The sequence below is a fragment of the Actinomadura miaoliensis genome (genome assembly GCF_039536785.1).
GTDB classification, from domain to species: Bacteria; Actinomycetota; Actinomycetes; order Streptosporangiales; family Streptosporangiaceae; genus Spirillospora; species Spirillospora miaoliensis.
On sequence record NZ_BAAAZG010000001.1, the window covers coordinates 527,330 to 543,423 of the forward strand.

At 71.5% G+C, this 16,094-nt stretch carries 10 protein-coding genes and 1 pseudogene; 4 read left to right on the top strand and 7 right to left on the bottom strand.

Translation table 11 applies throughout. The annotated features are described in order from the left end of the window. Positions 1 to 63 precede the first annotated feature (63 nt). The gene (locus ABD811_RS02475; RefSeq protein WP_344939960.1) at positions 64 to 1,194 is read left to right on the top strand and encodes a sensor histidine kinase; all 1,131 of its coding nucleotides are present in this window, start codon (positions 64 to 66) and stop codon (positions 1,192 to 1,194) included. Further along, positions 1,182 to 1,835 (top strand): response regulator, encoded by a 654-nt coding sequence (locus tag ABD811_RS02480; RefSeq protein WP_344939963.1) that lies wholly within the window; start codon positions 1,182 to 1,184, stop codon positions 1,833 to 1,835. The genes ABD811_RS02475 and ABD811_RS02480 overlap by 13 nt, the downstream gene beginning before the upstream one ends. Positions 1,836 to 1,866: 31 nt before the next feature. Here ABD811_RS02480 and ABD811_RS02485 read toward each other — a convergent pair whose 3' ends face one another. From ABD811_RS02485 to ABD811_RS02505, 5 genes are all read right to left on the bottom strand, one after another. After that, the gene (locus ABD811_RS02485; RefSeq protein WP_344939968.1) at positions 1,867 to 3,735 is read right to left on the bottom strand and encodes an ATP-binding cassette domain-containing protein; all 1,869 of its coding nucleotides are present in this window, start codon (positions 3,733 to 3,735) and stop codon (positions 1,867 to 1,869) included. Next, positions 3,732 to 4,661 carry a Nif11-like leader peptide family natural product precursor gene (locus ABD811_RS02490; protein WP_344939970.1) on the bottom strand — a complete coding sequence of 310 codons (930 nt, stop codon included), beginning with the start codon at positions 4,659 to 4,661 and terminating at the stop codon, positions 3,732 to 3,734. The genes ABD811_RS02485 and ABD811_RS02490 overlap by 4 nt, the downstream gene beginning before the upstream one ends. 5 nt (positions 4,662 to 4,666) lie before the next feature. Beyond that, positions 4,667 to 7,885, bottom strand: a complete 3,219-nt coding sequence (locus ABD811_RS02495) for a type 2 lanthipeptide synthetase LanM family protein (RefSeq protein WP_344939973.1) — start codon at positions 7,883 to 7,885, stop codon at positions 4,667 to 4,669. A gap of 81 nt (positions 7,886 to 7,966) precedes the next feature. Then, positions 7,967 to 8,206 carry a cinnamycin family lantibiotic gene (locus ABD811_RS02500; RefSeq protein ID WP_344939977.1) on the bottom strand — a complete coding sequence of 80 codons (240 nt, stop codon included), beginning with the start codon at positions 8,204 to 8,206 and terminating at the stop codon, positions 7,967 to 7,969. A 35-nt stretch (positions 8,207 to 8,241) separates the two neighbouring features. Next, positions 8,242 to 8,625: a DurN family substrate-assisted peptide maturase gene (locus ABD811_RS02505; protein WP_344939979.1), complete on the bottom strand. Its 384-nt coding sequence runs from the start codon at positions 8,623 to 8,625 to the stop codon at positions 8,242 to 8,244. Between the two features lie 344 nt (positions 8,626 to 8,969). On the opposite strand from ABD811_RS02505, the gene ABD811_RS02510 reads away from it, so the two are divergent. Next, positions 8,970 to 10,241 carry a cytochrome P450 family protein gene (locus ABD811_RS02510; RefSeq protein WP_344939981.1) on the top strand — a complete coding sequence of 424 codons (1,272 nt, stop codon included), beginning with the start codon at positions 8,970 to 8,972 and terminating at the stop codon, positions 10,239 to 10,241. Between the two features lie 75 nt (positions 10,242 to 10,316). On the opposite strand, the gene ABD811_RS02515 is transcribed toward ABD811_RS02510, so the two are convergent. Continuing rightward, a complete protein-coding gene (locus ABD811_RS02515) occupies positions 10,317 to 11,240 on the bottom strand; it encodes a DoxX family protein (protein WP_344939984.1) in 924 nt (307 codons plus the stop codon). 1,556 nt (positions 11,241 to 12,796) lie between these two features. Between ABD811_RS02515 and ABD811_RS02520 the strand changes: the two are divergent. Then, positions 12,797 to 13,477, top strand: a pseudogene (locus tag ABD811_RS02520) (glycoside hydrolase family 11 protein); the annotation flags it as partial. A gap of 722 nt (positions 13,478 to 14,199) precedes the next feature. Here the strand turns inward: ABD811_RS02520 and ABD811_RS02525 are convergent. Next, positions 14,200 to 16,092: a glycerophosphodiester phosphodiesterase family protein gene (locus ABD811_RS02525; RefSeq protein WP_344939987.1), complete on the bottom strand. Its 1,893-nt coding sequence runs from the start codon at positions 16,090 to 16,092 to the stop codon at positions 14,200 to 14,202. Positions 16,093 to 16,094: the final 2 nt, after the last annotated feature.

Below are 16,094 nucleotides of genomic sequence, written 5' to 3' on the forward strand. Positions count from 1 at the left end.
GAGGGAGCGGGGTCCGACTTTGGTAGGTGACGGCTCTGCCGCGCCGCAGGCTAGCTTGGGCCGGTGAGTGAGATCCGAGCCCCGCGTCCGGTCGCTGTGGCGAGCGTGATCCTCGGGATGGGCGCGCTGACGGCCACGTCGCTGTGGGGGCAGGCGGGCGGGTCCCTGCTGGGACTGGATGTCGCGGTCGCGGCGGTGAGCCTGCTCGCGGCGCTCGCCCAGCTGTGGTGGCCGGTCTCCGGGGCGCTCGCCGCCACCCTCCTCGCCGCGGCCTCCCCGGCAGCCAGCCCGGCGGCGACGCTGGGGGCACTGCAGGCGGCCCAGCACAGACGGTTGCCGGTCGCGGCGGCCGTGGCCGCGGCGGGCATCGCGGCACACCTCGTCCAAGGACTGTGGCGACCGCCCCCTGGCATCTCTCTTGGCTGGTGGCTGCTGCTGATCTGCGCCGCGTACGGGGCGCTGCTCGGCTGGGGCGCGCTGGCCCGCTCCCGCCGCGCCCTGCTCATCTCACTGCGCGAGCGCGCTCACCGGGCCGAGGCCGAGCAGGGCAGGCGGATCGCCGAGGCCCGCATGGCCGAACGGCGCAGGCTCGCCCGGGAGATGCACGACGTGCTGGCCCACCGGCTGACGCTGGTCGCCACCCACGCCGGTGCGCTGGAGTACCGTCCGGACTCCTCCCCCGAACAGCTCGCCCGGGCCGCCGGGGTGGTGCGCACCGGAGTGCACCAGGCGCTGGAGGAGCTGCGGCAGGTGATCGGCCTGCTGCGCGAGGAGGACGACGGGCACGACGAGCCGGCGCCCCAGCCCACGCTGGCCGATCTGCCCCGGCTGGTCACCGAAGCGCGCCAGGCAGGTCAGCCGGTACGACTGCGCGACGAGGTCGCCGACCCCGCCGCCCTCCCCGCAGGCGCCGCCCGGACCGTCTACCGCGTCGCGCAGGAGGGGCTGACCAACGCGCGCAAGCACGCCCCGAACCAGCCGGTCCAGGTGCTGCTGCGCGGTGGCCCCGGAACGCGCCTGCTGATCGACATCCGCAACCCGCTGCCCGCGGCGGAGCAGGCCCCCGCCGCGCCGGGCGGCGGCCTCGGCCTGGTAGGGCTCACCGAACGGGTACGGCTGGCCGGCGGGCAGCTGGACCATCAGATCACCGGCGGGCAGTTCCGGCTCCGCGCCTGGCTACCATGGCCCGGGTGATCCGCGTGCTGCTGGTCGACGACGACGCGCTGGTCCGCGCCGGACTGTCCATGATGCTGGACGGCGCCGCCGGGATCACCGTGGTCGGCGAGGCGGCCGACGGCCAGGAGGCCATCACCGCCACCGACGCCCACGCCCCCGACGTCGTCCTCATGGACCTGCGGATGCCCCGCGTGGACGGCATCACCGCCACCCGCCGGCTGCGTGCCCGCTCCCGCCCGCCCGAGGTGATCGTGCTGACCACATTCGACACCGACGAGAACATCCTGCACGCGCTGCGCGCCGGCGCAGGCGGGTTCCTGCTCAAGGACACCCCGCCCGCGCAGATCGTGGACGCGGTGATCCGGGTCGCCGCGGGCGACCCGATCCTGTCCCCCGCCGTCACCCGGCGGCTCATGGACCGCACCATCGCCCAGGCGGGCGCCTACGAACGGGCCCGCACCATGCTGGCCGCCCTCACCCCTCGCGAACACGAGGTGGCCCTGGCGATCGCCCGCGGCCGCACGAACGCGGACATCGCCGCCGAACTCGCCATGGGCGTCACGACGGTGAAGGCGCACGTGTCCAGCATCCTCACCAAGCTAGACCTGGACAACCGCACCCAGATCGCCCTCCTCGCCCACGACGCCGGCCTCCCCTGACCACCCCTCCCCCACCCTCAGACGGCTGAGATCAGGTGGTGCGGGAGAAACGGCGGGCGGCCAGGAGCAGGCCGAGCAGGGCACCGGCGGTGATGAGTCCCCATTCGGCGAGGATCGGGGGCTGCCAGTGCCCCCAGGTCAGCTGCTGGAAAAGCTGAGCCGGCGGGTCGGGCAGATAGGCCGCGACGGTGCGGCGCATGCCGTCGACCGCATAGCTGAGCGGGTTGACCAGTGCGAGCGTCGCCATCCAGGTGGGCATGGCGGCGAGCGGGAACATCGCGCCGGACAGGAAGATCAGCGGCGCCATGACCACGGTCAGTGCGGTCCCGAAGGTCTGCGGCCGGCCGACCAGGGTGGCCGCCAGCACTCCGAAGGCCGTCATGGCGAGCGTGGTCAGCGCGAGCTCGATCAGGAGCAGCGCATACAGGCCGACGTCGAAGGGGATGCCGATCGGGGTGGCGGCGGTGAGGAGGATCGCCGCCTGGCAGGTGGCGACGGTGGTCCCGCCCAGGCACTTGCCCATCAGCAGCGTGCCGCGCCGGACAGGGCTGACGAGCATCTCGCGGAGGAAGCCGTTCTGGCGCTCCCACAGCACCGAGGACCCGACGGAGACGGCCGGGCCCTGCGCCGCCATGATCAGGATGCCGGAGAACAGGAAGAGCTGGTAGGCGGGTCCGCCGGACGCGGGCAGGAGACCGGCCACGCCGGCTCCGAAGACGAACAGGAAGAGCAGCGGCTGCAACAGCGAGACGGCGGTTCCGGTGCGGTCGCGGGCGAAGTGCAGCAGTTCGCGCCGCCAGATCATGCGCAGGGCGCGCAGTTCCGCGCGCAGGCCCCGGGGAACGGGAACGGCCGGTGGCGGCGTGACGGACGGCGGCTCCCCGGCCGGATGCCCGGGGTCGGGTGGCGGGCTGTCGGGTTCGGCGGGGACGCCGTCGCGGATCCGGTGCCCGGTGTGGTGGAGGAACACGTCATCGAGGCTGGGCGGGACGACCTTCGCCTCATAGACGAGGATGTCCAGTTCGGTGAAGACCTGCCGCAGGACCCGCGTGCTGTCGGTGGCGCGCAGCGACAACCCGCGCGGCCCGGCGGTCGCGGCCAGGCCGAGCCGGTCGCGCAGCAGCCGCGCCGCCGCCGCGTCGTCGGCGGTGCGCAGATCGATCCGGTCGGCGCCGAGGACCGACTTCAGCTCGCCGGGACTTCCCTCGGTGACGATGCGCCCCTCGTCGATGATCGCGATGCGGTCGCACTGGTCGGCCTCGTCCAGGTAGTGCGTGGTCAGGAACAGCGTGACCCGCTCGCTGCGGCAGACCTGCCGCAGGTACCGCCAGACCTGGGCGCGCGCCTGCGGGTCCAGGCCGATGGTGGGCTCGTCCAGGAAGAGGACCTGGGGACGGTGCAGCAGCGCGCGGGCGATCTCCAGCCGCCGCCGCATGCCGCCGGAGTAGGTGCGCACGAGCCGGTCGCGGTGGCCGGTCAGCCCGACGAGGGCCAGGGTCTGCTCGATGCGGGCGGGCACCTCGGCCACGGGAACGTCGTACAGGTCGGCGTGGAAGCGCAGGTTCTCGGCGGCGGTGAGGTCGCCGTCCAGGGTGGTCTCCTGGAAGACCAGGCCGAGGCTGCGGCGGGCGCCGGCGGGGTCGGTGCGGGTGTCGTGGCCGGCGATCTCGATCCGGCCCGACGTGGGCACGGAGAGCGTGCAGAGCATCGCGATCGTCGTTGTCTTGCCCGCGCCGTTGGGGCCGAGGAACCCGAAGCTCTCACCCGGGGCCACGGTCAGGTCGATCCCGTCGACCGCGGTGATGTCCGCATACCGCTTGCGCAGACCGACCGCCTTGATCGCCGGGACGGCGGGCCCGGTTCGGGCGGACGCCGGCGCCGGGCCCGGCCGCAGGCTCACGACCGTTCCGCCAGACGCTCGGCCCAGTGCTCCGGCACGACGAACCCGAAGCTCCACCGGTGGCGCTCGGTCGGGTTGACGATGCAGTGCCACAGCAACCGGTCCGGCTCCTGTTCGATCTTGAAGAACCGCACCATCCGGGGACGTTCCCGTAGGGTGACCAGCTGTCCGGTGGCGGGGTTCTGGTAGCGGAAGAAGGACGTGTGCCCCGGGTCGGCGAAGTCCCCGTCGAAGTCGACGATGTACATGCGCCAGCCCGGCTGGTCCTCGTTGGTGTGCCAGAGCCGGTAGGAGGACGGCGGATACCACATGCTGCCCGAGAACCGGACGTCGTCGCCGAAGACCTTCTCCAGCGCGGCCACGACGCGGGTCTTGGCCGCCAGATAGCCGTCGTAGCCGGGGTGGGCGACGTGCTCGTCAAGGTTGACCAGGTGGAAGTCGCGCCTGGTGTCCCCGGTGGTGTCGGTGCTCTCGGCGGCGGCCCGGTCGCGCCAGGCCCGGTAGGCGGGGCTGGACGGCGCCAGCGAGGTGGAGCGCAGGTCCTCCTCACGGAACGCGTCGTGGAAACGGGCCAGGTCGACCGTGGACGGTTTGATCTTGAGCCGCGGCAGCTCGTCGATGATCTCGGCGAACCCGGGGAGCTCGCTCATGTCGTACTCGTGGTGGTAGACCTCGCCCGCCCGCGGCTTCGCACGTTCCGCGGCCTGGGAGGACTCTCCGGCCTTCGGCGTCTGCGTGGCCTCCGGCGCGTCCCCATGGCCGGCCTGAGAGGACGCCACCATCAGGTCGCGGACGGTGAAGTCGTAGCCGCCGGCACGGGCGAGCCGGATCACCTCCGCGACCCCGGTCAGGGCCTTCATCTGCTGCCGGACCTGCGGGTCCTCTACGGCAAGGCGCAGGAACCGGGTGCAGGACTCAACGGACATCGTGTTCACTCCTTGGATGGGCTGGGCGGGCCCGGCGGGTCGAGGAGCAGGGCCGACGGGGTGCTCTCGGGCCGGGCCAGACGCAGGAAGTGCATTCCGAAACCCGCCAGGCCCAGCATCAGGCCGGGGAAGAATCCCGACTCCGGGCCCGGCCGCGCGTCCTCCAGGTTCCGCCACTGGGCCTGGGCCTGGACGTTGGCCTCCATCCGGAAGGCGGGTTCGTCGCTCAGCTCGGCGAAACGCAGGAACAACTCGGCGTTGCCCGAACGGCCGTGGCAGAGCGAGTCGTTCATCAGGCGCGGGAAGCCGCGCATCGTGGCGGTGAGCGCCTGGCGGGCCTCGTGGAGCATGGTGTCGTCGTCCTTGCCGAGCAGGGCCCAGCTGTGGATGCGGGTCATGCCGATGCCGGCTGCGCCGTTGCACCAGGCGTTGGCGTAGTGGCGCCCGTTGCGGAACCGGCCGCCCGCGATGCGCCTCAGGTCGTACCAGTCCTGTTCGTCCTGGTCGAAGTGGCGGGCCTCGTAGGCGAAGGCGCGCCGACCGGCGTCGACGTAGCCGGCGCGGTCGTCCCGGCACCCCAGCATGATCAGCGCCCAGCCGATGCCGCCGGCGCCGTGGGACAGGCCGGTCAGGTTGGCCGCCACCGTGTCCGGGTCGGGGTTGGGCCAGGAAAGGGTGTCGCCGTCGGCCTGCGCATGGCGCAGCAGGTGCGCGGCGCATCGGTGCGCGTGGTCCAGGCCGTGGCCTCCGGTGGCGTCGGCGAGCCCGAGCAGCACCGGGATGAGCCCGGCGACACCGTGGAAGACGTCGAAGTGCCGATCCTGCTCGATCAGCTCGGCGGCCTCGTCGCAGAGCTGGACGGCACGGTCGAGCAGCGCGCGGTCGTCCCACAGGTGGTGCAGGTGCGTGAGGACGTAGATCAGCCCGCCGAGCCCGGCGAAGGCGCCGATGCGGCCGCGTTCGCGGGTGTCGAGGGCGTGCGCGAGGGCACGCTCGGCGGCCCGGCGGAACTCCGGCCGCGGGTCCGCCTCGTTGAGGTGGGCGAGGAAGAACGCGATGCCGGCCGACCCGGTGTACAGATCGCCCTCGATGTCGATCTCGGCCTTGCCGTCGCCGGTGATGACGTAGGAGGTCCAGGGCGCACGGCCGGGCTCGCGCAGCATCCGGCACAGCCGCAGCCCGACGGCGCTCGCCTGCTCGACGCAGGTGGCCGCGAAGTCGGGGCTCGTGACGTCGCCGCCGGACAGGCCCGCGGCGATGTACTGGTCCTGCTGGGCCCGGTTGCGCGCCGACAGCCGCCGGATCCGCGCGGCGGCGTGGTCGAGCGGGGTCGCCGCCAGCGTGGCCGCGACCTCGTCGCGGTGGTCGTGGACGAGCCGGTCGCCGCCCGCGTCCACGGTGAACATCGGCACGTCCAGCCGCCACATCGACGCCAGCTCCCAGGGCGGCAGCACGCCGTCGGCGTCCCAGTTGCGCGGGAACGTGCGCACCGTGTTGACGAGCAGGTCGACCTCGAGCGGTTCCATCAGGCACTTGGGGTGGCGCGCGGCCACCAGCAGTTGCGCGTAGACCTGCGTGCTCCAGTTGATGAAGCGCACGCGCGTTCCGGCGAACAGGCCGGTCACGCACTCGATGGCACGCTCGGGCGCCTCCTGGAACCACCGGTACACGCGGTCGAAGCCGGCCCTGATCGCGTCGGTGAAGTCCTCGGCGCGGGTCAGCTCGTCGCCGACGAAGACGCGGTTGGGCGCTCCCGGCTCGACCCGCACGCCCGTGCGGTGCGTCACGGCCGCCGCGAAGGAGATCCGGCGGTCGTTGACCTGCGGTACCGGCATCGGCAGCTGGTAGGAGGCGCCGCCGGAGTAGCCACTGAGCCTGATGCCCGTGTCGTCCGCGGACGCCGCCGTGGGCCATTCGATCAGACCGGTCTTGAACACCGAGTCCATCAGCGTGCCGGACGGCCGCGGCTGCCCCTTGGGCAGGGCGCCGAGCACGGTCTCGCAGTCGCAGATGAACGCGTGACCATCGGCGACCAGGACGTTCTCGAAGTGCAGGTCGCCCCCGCCGAGGATGTAGAAGATCGCCAGGTAGCCGCCGAGCTCGGCGTACACGTGCTCGGCCTGCGCACGCGTCTCGACCCGGTTGCGCCCGGACGGGATCAGCGCCTCGTAGCCGTACCCGTCCCTGGGCAGCACCGCCCGGGGCGCGTAGCCGAGGACGTCCTCGTCGCGCAGCCGGGCCAGCAGCTCCTGCAGCGCGGCCTCGCCCCGGATGCAGCGCGGCTTGTAGACGAACGACTCCTCGGCGCCGTCCGCCAGCGTGACGTCCACGATCGCCACGCTGCGGGCGCCGGCGTGCATGTCGGAGCGGCCCAGGCGCACGGTGCGCACCCTGGTGATCGGCCGCCCGAAGAACGCCTCGGCCACGGCGCCGGCGTCGGCGCGCAGCCGGGCGATCATCTCTCGGCCGTGGCCGGCGAGCAGTTCGGTGACGTGGGCCAGCCACCGTCCGAGAACCGGGAACTCCAGGAAGAAGCGGTGGTAGGACGCCGTGTCGGCGAACGTCTTGTCGAGGTAGGCGAGGTAGTCCTCTTGGGTCGCGTGTTCCGGGTCGATGCCGTGCAGGGCGCAGTACGCCTTGGCGTCGGCCTCCACCGCCCAGGCGAGCGCCAGTTCGAAGCGGCCGAGCAGGTGGGCCTGGAAGTCGTCGACCACCTGCGGGTCGATGACGAGGGCCGGGCGGCCGGGCTCCTCCGCCAGCGCCCCGCCCAGCCGCCGGCCCAGCTCGGTCAGGAACGGCTCGCAGGCGATGGCGAGCCGCCCGTAGTAGGTGTCGAACCCGCGCCAGCTCTCCTCCGCCGCCCGGTCGCCGGCCCGCTCCAGCCCCCGCAGCGCCGCCTCGTACGTCGGCAGCCATTCACGCTGCAGGTCCGTGAGGACTCGGCCGAGGTCGTCGTCGCAGCCGGTGAGCGTCAGCTCGTGCCGGCGGTACTCGGTCAGGAGCTCGGTGAGGGAGTCTCGGGTGTGCCGCGCCGCTCCCGGCCGCCGCGTGCTCTCCTTGTGGAAGCGCCCGGCGAGCCTGTCCGCCAGCCGGCCGATCCGCCACCGGTCGAACTCCGTCAGCGGCGGCGCTCCGTCGGCCGCCCCCAGGGCGGAGACGACCTGGGACTGTTCGGAAAGGTTCGCGGCGCGGGCCGCGATGTCCAGGGGGAAGGGTGGGGTCACTCCGGGGTTCCTCGCTCTGTCGGTCCGGACGGGCCGGTGGGCCGACCGCGTCGGCCCACCGGCTGCTCGTCACATCGGCGGCTACTTGGTGCCGCCGTCGCAGACGATCGTGAACGGACCCGCGCTGCAGCTCGTGGCGCAGGCGTAGACCTCGACGGCGGCCACGCCCTCGGTCCAGAAGCCGAGGGCCTCCTCGTCCAGCGGCTCCACGGACACGGGAACGGTGCCGGCGGACACCCCGAACGCCTCGGGAGTCGCCAGTACCTCGGCACGGACCTCCGCGTCCGCGGCGGCGTGACGCAGTACGGTGCTCGGTGACATCGCCTTTCTCCTTTGCTGTGATGAACCCTGCCGGGCTACTCGACCAGTTCAGTCGCCAGCCGAATGCCGAGCTGCCGTTCGGCATTCCTGATTTCGGCTATGGCGGCGTCCATGTTGGATTTGTCGTTCTGCCAGGCGATCAGCTCCTCTTCCTCGGCGGAGATTCCGTCCCGGATCCAGAAGGATTCGAGCCATTCCTTGGTGGCCTGGGGGTGCAGGTCCGTCACCGGCGTGACCCGCGCCAGCAGCGGTTCCTCATGGAGCGAGAGAGCGAGCCGGAGCACTTCCTGGAGCCTGCCGTCCGGCGGCAGCAGCGAGCACAGCAGCATCAGATGCTGGATCTGGCGGACCGTTTCGATCGCCCGGTGGGTGGTCAGGTCGCTCGGCGGTTTCGGCCCGGTGCCCTTGAGTCGTCCCATTCAGCTTCCCCTCGTCGGGCGGCTCCGGCTCCGCGAACATCCGGAGCCGGGCACCGCGGGACTTCTGCGCGTTCTCCAACCAACCGGGAAAGATTACGTCTAGCAATCTTGCCGCCGCATAGAGTTAAGCAAGACGATGCTCTTGGCGCCCCAAAAGAAAGGTCAAGGGTTCGTAGATCAACACCGGGAAATATCCCATACGTAGCGATATCGACAGAGCGGACAGCCGGGACCGGCTTGCCGACCGGATCGATCGATGCTGCAATCTGCTGGGACTTCCACGCACCACGAGAAACGAAAGTCAGCAAAGTCCCCCATATTCCGGTATTTGTGGAGGGATCGGGATGACTGCCCCTGTCACCGTCGATCTGATGGATCCCGAACTGCTGCGCGACCCGTTCCACGGCTACTCGCGGCTGCGCGAGCAGTCGCCGATGGCGCAGGTCGTCTACGGCGACCGGGGGTCGTCCCTGTGGATCGTCACGCGATACGCGGACGTCCGGCTGGTGCTGAGCGACCGCAGGTTCGTCAACAACCCGGGCAACGTGCCGGGCATGCGGATCCAGGACCCGCGCACGGAGATCTTCCGGAAGATGGGCATCGACGACGAGTACGCGCCGTATCTGCTGCGGAGCGTGCTGGACGCCGACGGCGACGAGCACCTCAGGCTCCGCCGGCTCGTCTCGCGCGCGTTCACCGCGCGCCGCGTCGCCGCGTTGCTGCCCCGGGTCAGGGAGATCACCGGGCAGTTGCTCGACCGGCTTCCCGAGCGGGCGTCCCCGCGGGACGGGGCGGTGGACCTCCTCGAGCACTTCGCCTATCCGCTGCCGATCACGGTCATCTGCGAGCTGGTCGGCATCCCCGAGGAGGATCGCGGGCGGTGGCTCGGGTGGAGCCGCGCCCTGATGAGATCGCACGAGACCGAGCACTTCACCGCGGCGATCCGCGGCATCGTCGACCACGTCGAGGCGCTCGTCGCACGCCGCCGGGACGAGCCCGCCGACGACCTGCTGACCGCGCTGATCGGCGTCCACGACGAGGACGGCGCCGTCCTCAGCGAGTTCGAACTGGTCACCATGGTGCTGACCATCGTGCTGGCCGGGCACGAGACCACCGCCCACCTGATCGGCAACGGCACGGTGGCGCTGCTGACCCATCCCGACCAGCTCGAACTGCTGCGCACCGACCCGGCCGCGTTGCTGCCGCGCGCCGTGCACGAGCTGATGCGCTGGTGCGGGCCCGTCCAGGGCGCCCGGTTCCGGTACGCCGCCGAGGACGTCGAGATCGGCGGCAGGAAGCTGCGGAAGGGGTCGCCGGTGATGGCCAGCCTCGTCTCGGCCAACTTCGACCCGCGCCGCTTCGACGACCCGCACCGGCTCGACATCACCCGGCAACCGGACGGCCGCCGCGAAACCCACCTCGGATTCGGTCACGGCCTGCACTACTGCCTCGGCGCCGCCCTCGCCCGCCAGGAGGCCGAGGTCGCCTTCGCCGCACTCTTCGACCGCTATCCCGATCTGTGCCTGGCGGTCCCCCCGGAAGACTTGGAGCGCATCCCCATGCCCGGCGCCTGGCGGCTGTCCGCCCTTCCCGTCCGCCTCACCCCAACGCCCTGACGTCCGCCCGGCCGGCGGCCATCCGCCGGTGAAGTCCCCACCGCCGACAGAGTTTCCCCGCCCGCCGGCGGCGGCTCAGGGTTTCGGGGGCTTGCGTTTGCCGGCCACACGCACATCCCCGCCGACATCGTTGATGATGTCGGCCGCCAGCCGGGGTGCGCCGGGGCTGCCCTCAGCGGGCGGTTCTCCCGCCGGCACGGCCGAGCCCCCGCCGCTGGTTCTGGGAGCCCTCTCGTCCGGTACGTCCGGCGTCGAAGCGGTGCTTCCCTCGCGGTCGGCCTTCGTTTTCCGTCGGCGTCTGCCGCCTTTCGATTCGGCGGCTGGCCCCACAGGCACGTCGGCGGCGTCGGCCGAGTCGGTCCGGCTCGCCGCGAGGTCACCGCCGCTCCGGCCCACCGCACCGCGCCGCCGTGTCGACTCGACCGGGATGTCGGGCCGGGTCGTGCGGGCCGCCCCCTCCTCGGCCGTACCGCCGGAGCGAGCCGGGCCCGCCTCAAGAGCCTCGGGTTCGTCCGGCGGCGGCCAGGGAACCGAGGGGTCCTCCGGCGGCGGCCAGGCCTCCTGCTCTGACCGGTCGGCCCGCGACGGGAACAGGCGGCGGTCCAGCGTCAGCCGACCGCCTGCCCCCGCCGCGAACAGCAGGCTCGCCAGCCCCAGCACCAGGACCAGTTCGAAGCCGTTCGCGACCTTGCCGTCATCCACCAGGAACAGGCCGTTGCCGGCATGTATGAAGACGAAGGCGCCCGCCATGTCGAGGAAGAGGACGGTTCCGGCGACCGGAAGTCCCAGGCCCGCGATGAGTGCGAGGCCACCCAGCAGCTCGGCGAAGGTGGCGTAGATGGCGGCTGCCGTGGGCGCCGGCACCCCCAACTGGTCGAACGACCTGCCGGTGGCGGTGATGCCCACCTCGATCTTCTGCCAGCCGTGGGCGAGGAAGACGGCGCCGACCCCCAGGCGGGCCAGCAGCGCGGCAATGTCGTAAACCGGCCGTGTACGCATGCCGTGGGATCCTTCCGTGGTCGTGTCCCACGGATGATCTGACGAACCAGGGCGAATCAACAACAATCCCCACAGAAGAAACCGCGCGGGAACACCTCGCCCCCGCTCGACGCCTCGTCGCCAGCAACACCACGCCGCCACAGCACACCGCCGCCAGCGCGGCCCGCTGGCCACACGCAGCCAACAGCAGGCTCAGCGTGGCAACACAAACTCGACCGCCCCACACACCCGCCACCTCGCCGCAGTTGCACCCAAGTGCACCGACGCAACCGCGTCCACCTTCACCCCAACAGATGCTGGCACCAGAGTCGCCGTCGGCGCCATTGGCACTAGCGCTGCACGAAGCGCCTGCCCCCGGGCCCGCGACTCGCCTCCGCCCCAGCCGCGGGCACCGCCCACAACCCCGCCCGCGTTTCACCCCGACTCAACCGCACGCACCACCGGGCTGACTGCCGCGCGGGGAGGCGGCGTTCGAAAGGTGGCCGTTGCAATGCGGCACCACCGACGCGATGCTGACGCCAGGCTCGCGGCTAGCGCCGCTGACACTGACGCCGCACGAAGCGCCTGCCCCCACGATTCGCCCCCAGGCATCCGGGGCACCGCCCACGACCTCTGCCCGCGTACGCCCCCGAGCCAGCCGAAATCACCGCCCACAACCCCGATCCGCGTTTGCCCCAGTCAACCGCAGGCACCACCCGCAAGCCCAGTCCGTATTTGCCAGGCAGCCGGGGCACCGCGCGCGACATCCGTCCGCATTCGCCCGCAAGCCAGCAGAACGCACTGCCCGCAACCTCTCTCCGTGTTCGTCCCTGGGGCACCCGGGCACCGCCCGCAACCCCCGTCCGCGATTCGCCCCACAGGCCAGCTGAAGCACGGCCCGCGACCCGGCCCGTGCACAGTCTTGACACGGCGAAAGTTGTGGCGAGCGCACCGGTGCGGTAGCCCCCTCGCAGGCCGGCCGCGCGCTGATCCCGCGCCCGAGAGCGCAGGCGCCATCGTGCGATGCCTCCGGGTATGGGACGAAACGCAACCGGTGGGCGCGGGCGGTGGTTACGGCTGGCCAGGGATGAAGCGCGGACGGGGGGCGTGGGGGCGCCGCGGGTGACCTAGGGACGATATGGAGGCTTGTCGGCGTCCGGCGCGGCGGGGCGGGTTTGATTTCGGTCTCCCTTCGCTCCGCGCGGCGTGATCCGCACGGGCTATGGAAGTTTTCATCGCATCATCGTTGTTCGATCGGCTGGGAATGGTCGGTGACCAGGGGCAATGCTTTTGCGTGAGATCCCTGACCGAGAAAGTGCGCGCGAGCGTACGGGAATCGTTGACACTCGGTGGAGTCGGATGAACACTGTCGCCATCGACAGGTGTCAATCACTGTCGATCCGGGTCACCCGCCCCCCTTTGGTCCTCCCCTCCGGTCGTTGACCGCACGACAACCGGCAACCCCGCCGCGTTGTGCGACGCCGACGCGCGGCCGTACTCGGGCCACCGGCCGCCTCGTCTGGTCGTACAACGCCGCCTGGCTTCGCTGCCAGGTTCCACGAGGAGGAAGCGCGCACATGATCAAGGCCCCCGCGCACCCGAAGAGCCGCAGACGCGCCCGCGCCAGGCTGCTCGTCAGCGGTGCCAGCGCCGTGGCGATGGTCGCGGCCACAACGCTCCTGCCCGGCACCGCCCACGCCGCCATCACCACCAACCAGACGGGCTGGAACAACGGCTACTTCTATTCGTTCTGGACCGACAGCCAGGGAACGGTCTCCATGGAACTGGGGTCCGGCGGCAACTACAGCACCTCGTGGCGCAACACGGGGAACTTCGTCGCCGGTAAGGGCTGGAACCCCGGCGGGCGCAGGACGGTGAACTACTCGGGCAGCTTCAACCCGTCCGGCAACTCATATCTGACCCTCTACGGGTGGACGAGGAACCCGCTCGTGGAGTACTACATCGTCGACAACTGGGGCAGCTGGCGGCCCACCGGGACGTACAAGGGCACGATCACCAGCGACGGCGGTACGTACGACATCTACCAGACGATGCGCTACAACGCCCCCTCCATCGAGGGCACGAGGACCTTCCCGCAGTACTGGAGCGTCCGGCAGTCGAGGCGGACGGGCGGAACCATAACCTCGGGCAACCACTTCGACGCGTGGGCGCGCTACGGGATGAACCTGGGCAACCACGACTACATGATCATGGCCACCGAGGGATACCAGAGCAGCGGGAGCTCCAACGTAACGGTGCGGTGACGCCCGTCCCTCTCCCGGCGGCGGCTGCACGCGACCGGGTCTGCCCGACGCTCTCCCGCAGCGTGGGCTGACCTCAGCACGCGCGAACCCGCACAGTGGCGCGGCGGCCATGGCCGTCGCGCCACACCGCTGCGACCCGCCGCTGCTCATCGGCATCGCCCTGCTCGACCGCGACGCCATGACCGGTCCAGGCCTCAAGCGGCGGCGGGCTGCAGGTGGGGTGGTGGCCGCCACCGGCGGCTTCTCCCGTCTCCCCGGCCCGTTCTGCCGGGTCTGGACATCTTTCACCTGTGCCGTAGCTCGCCGACCTGGACCCGCGCCGGGCGGCTCGGCTTCGGTCAGCGACACCGTCACGCCGGGGGCACGGGCGCGTAGCGTGGCCAGCGCGGCGGCCGTCCTTGGATGGTCGAGGCTGTCGATCGGTGCCCGCCGCGCGGGTCCGTGGCTAGATGACTGGTTGCCCGGCTGGTCGGCGCGCCTCCGTGGAAGGGGCCGTGCGCGGGGACGATGGCCGGCGTGGCTCGCTGCTCCGGCCGCCTGTGACTGGATGCCTGACGCTGCTCAGCCTGGGGCGGTCCTGCCCGAAGGCGGCCTCTGCCGGTCCGGGATGTTCGCCGAATGGATGGGACGTCTTCGTCGTCGCTGGCGTGGAGGTCGTCCTGCTGTGGGAAGGGCCGGGGGCCTGGCCGCCGTGACGGCCAGGCCCCGGGGAGGGGTCAGGACTGCTGGGAGCGGAGGGCGAGCGCGTCGGCGGCGATCACGGTGGCATACCTGGCCGGAATGTGTTTGCCGGACTGGGCTGTGGCGTACTGGGCGACCTGGTCGTAGCGTCCGGCGGCCAGCTTGCTCGTCAGCGCCGACACCGCGCCCTGGTCGGCACCGGAGGTGATGATGAGGTGGCCGAGACCGGCGGGCGTGGCGGCGACGGTGAAGGTGGACGTCGCCACGGCGGTGCCCTTGGGGCTGGTCGCCTTTACGCGCAGGGTGTGCTCGCCGACGCTGAGGCCGGTCAGGTCGAGGGGCTTGCCGGGGGCTACGGGGGCGCCGTCCAGCTTGACCTGGACATTGTCGGCGTTGGCGGCGGCGACGCCGACAACCGGCCGCTGGGCGCGGTCGAGGGTGGTGCCGTTCGCGGGTGAGGCGATGTCGACGGTCGGCTTGGGCCGCGCGCCGTGCAGCATGGCGTTGTTCCAGCCGGCCAGTTCGGCGGGCCGGTTGGTGATGATCCCGTCGACGCCGAGGGCGTCCAGGCTCTTCCAGGTGGCGGCGGAGTCGACAGTCCAGGGCATGACCGCGACGCCGGCATTGTGCAGGTCGGCGACGACACCGGGCCTGGCCAGCAGCGGGCCGCTGCTGGGGTTGTAGGCGGTCAGGTGGAGCTCCTTGGCGATCGCCACCGGGTCGGCGTCGAGGCTGCTGCGCAGCAGTCCGAGGGGAAGCTCCGGAGCCAGTTCGTAGGTGTACTTGAGCGCCTCCACCTCGAAGCTCTGCACGAAGACCCGTTTGGTCATGTTCTGCTCGCGGATCACCTGGACGATCTTCGCGACCTGGTCCCGGGTGTGCGCGCCCTTGATCTCCAGCAGCAGGTCGCCGCCGCGGGTGCGCAGGTCGGCGAGCTGCTCGGCGAGCGTGGGCATCCGCACGCCGGTGTAGTGGGGTGAGAACCACGAGCCCGCGTCGAGCGCCTTGAGCTGGGCGGAGGTGAGGTTGCGGATGGAGCCGGTGCCGTCGGTGGTCCGGTCCACCGTCCCGTCGTGCAGGACGAACGGCACGCCGTCCTTGCTGGGCTGCACGTCGTTCTCGATGAAGTCGGCGCCCGCGCGCCGGCCGATCTCCTGGGCGACGAGCGTGTTCTCCGGCGCGGCCGAGGAGGCGCCGCGATGGGCGATCACCGTGACGGGGCTGCCGGCCGGGCGCAGGTATCCGTTGCCGGGCAGTTCGGTGATCTTGACGTCGTCGAACGAGACGGTCGAGCCGTTGACGAACAGCGCCTGAACGCCGTCGGCCGAGCGCACCAGGCTCGTGGTGCGCATCATCTGCTGCCCGTCGAAGAACCAGCGCGCCTGGTTGCCGTGCACCTCGATGGACACCTTGATGTCGCGGCCGGTGCCGGCGGCGTAGGGCGCGGCGGCGGTGTCGGTGACGTTCCAGGAGCCCGCCGTCGTCATCTGGGCGAACTCCAGGCCGTTGCTCGCGGTGCTGCCGCTGCGCATGGTGGCGATCCACCACGGACGGGCACCGTCGGCGGGGACGTCGAGACCGAACGCCTCCCACCTGGTCGGCTCGGCGACCTTCTCGAAGCGGACGGTCGCCTCGAACCTGAAGTCGTCCAGGTGCCGACCAAAGGTGATCTTGTTGTTGCCGCTGGTGGCCGTCCCGACGAGCCTGCCGTCCTGGACCTTCCAGGTCCCGTCGACCACCCGCCAGCCTTCGGGCAGGGCGCTACCGGAGAAGTCCTCGGAGACGATCACTTTCTCGCCCGCCGGGGCGGCGGACGAGGGGCCGGCGGCGGCGGACAGCGCGCCCGCCCCGAGCACCACCGCGCCGAGCGCGGCCACGGCCCGGCTCGCAGTGCGCCACAGCGTGTGCGGCAAAAGGTTGTTTGTCACAG

Coding starts and splice junctions, on each gene's coding strand:
- ABD811_RS02515 (WP_344939984.1), bottom strand. CDS start 11,240: ATGCGTACACGGCCGGTTTACGACATTGCCGCGCTGCTGGCCCGCCTG.
- ABD811_RS02500 (WP_344939977.1), bottom strand. CDS start 8,206: ATGTCACCGAGCACCGTACTGCGTCACGCCGCCGCGGACGCGGAGGTC.
- ABD811_RS02490 (WP_344939970.1), bottom strand. CDS start 4,661: ATGTCCGTTGAGTCCTGCACCCGGTTCCTGCGCCTTGCCGTAGAGGAC.
- ABD811_RS02505 (WP_344939979.1), bottom strand. CDS start 8,625: ATGGGACGACTCAAGGGCACCGGGCCGAAACCGCCGAGCGACCTGACC.
- ABD811_RS02510 (WP_344939981.1), top strand. CDS start 8,970: ATGACTGCCCCTGTCACCGTCGATCTGATGGATCCCGAACTGCTGCGC.
- ABD811_RS02480 (WP_344939963.1), top strand. CDS start 1,182: ATGGCCCGGGTGATCCGCGTGCTGCTGGTCGACGACGACGCGCTGGTC.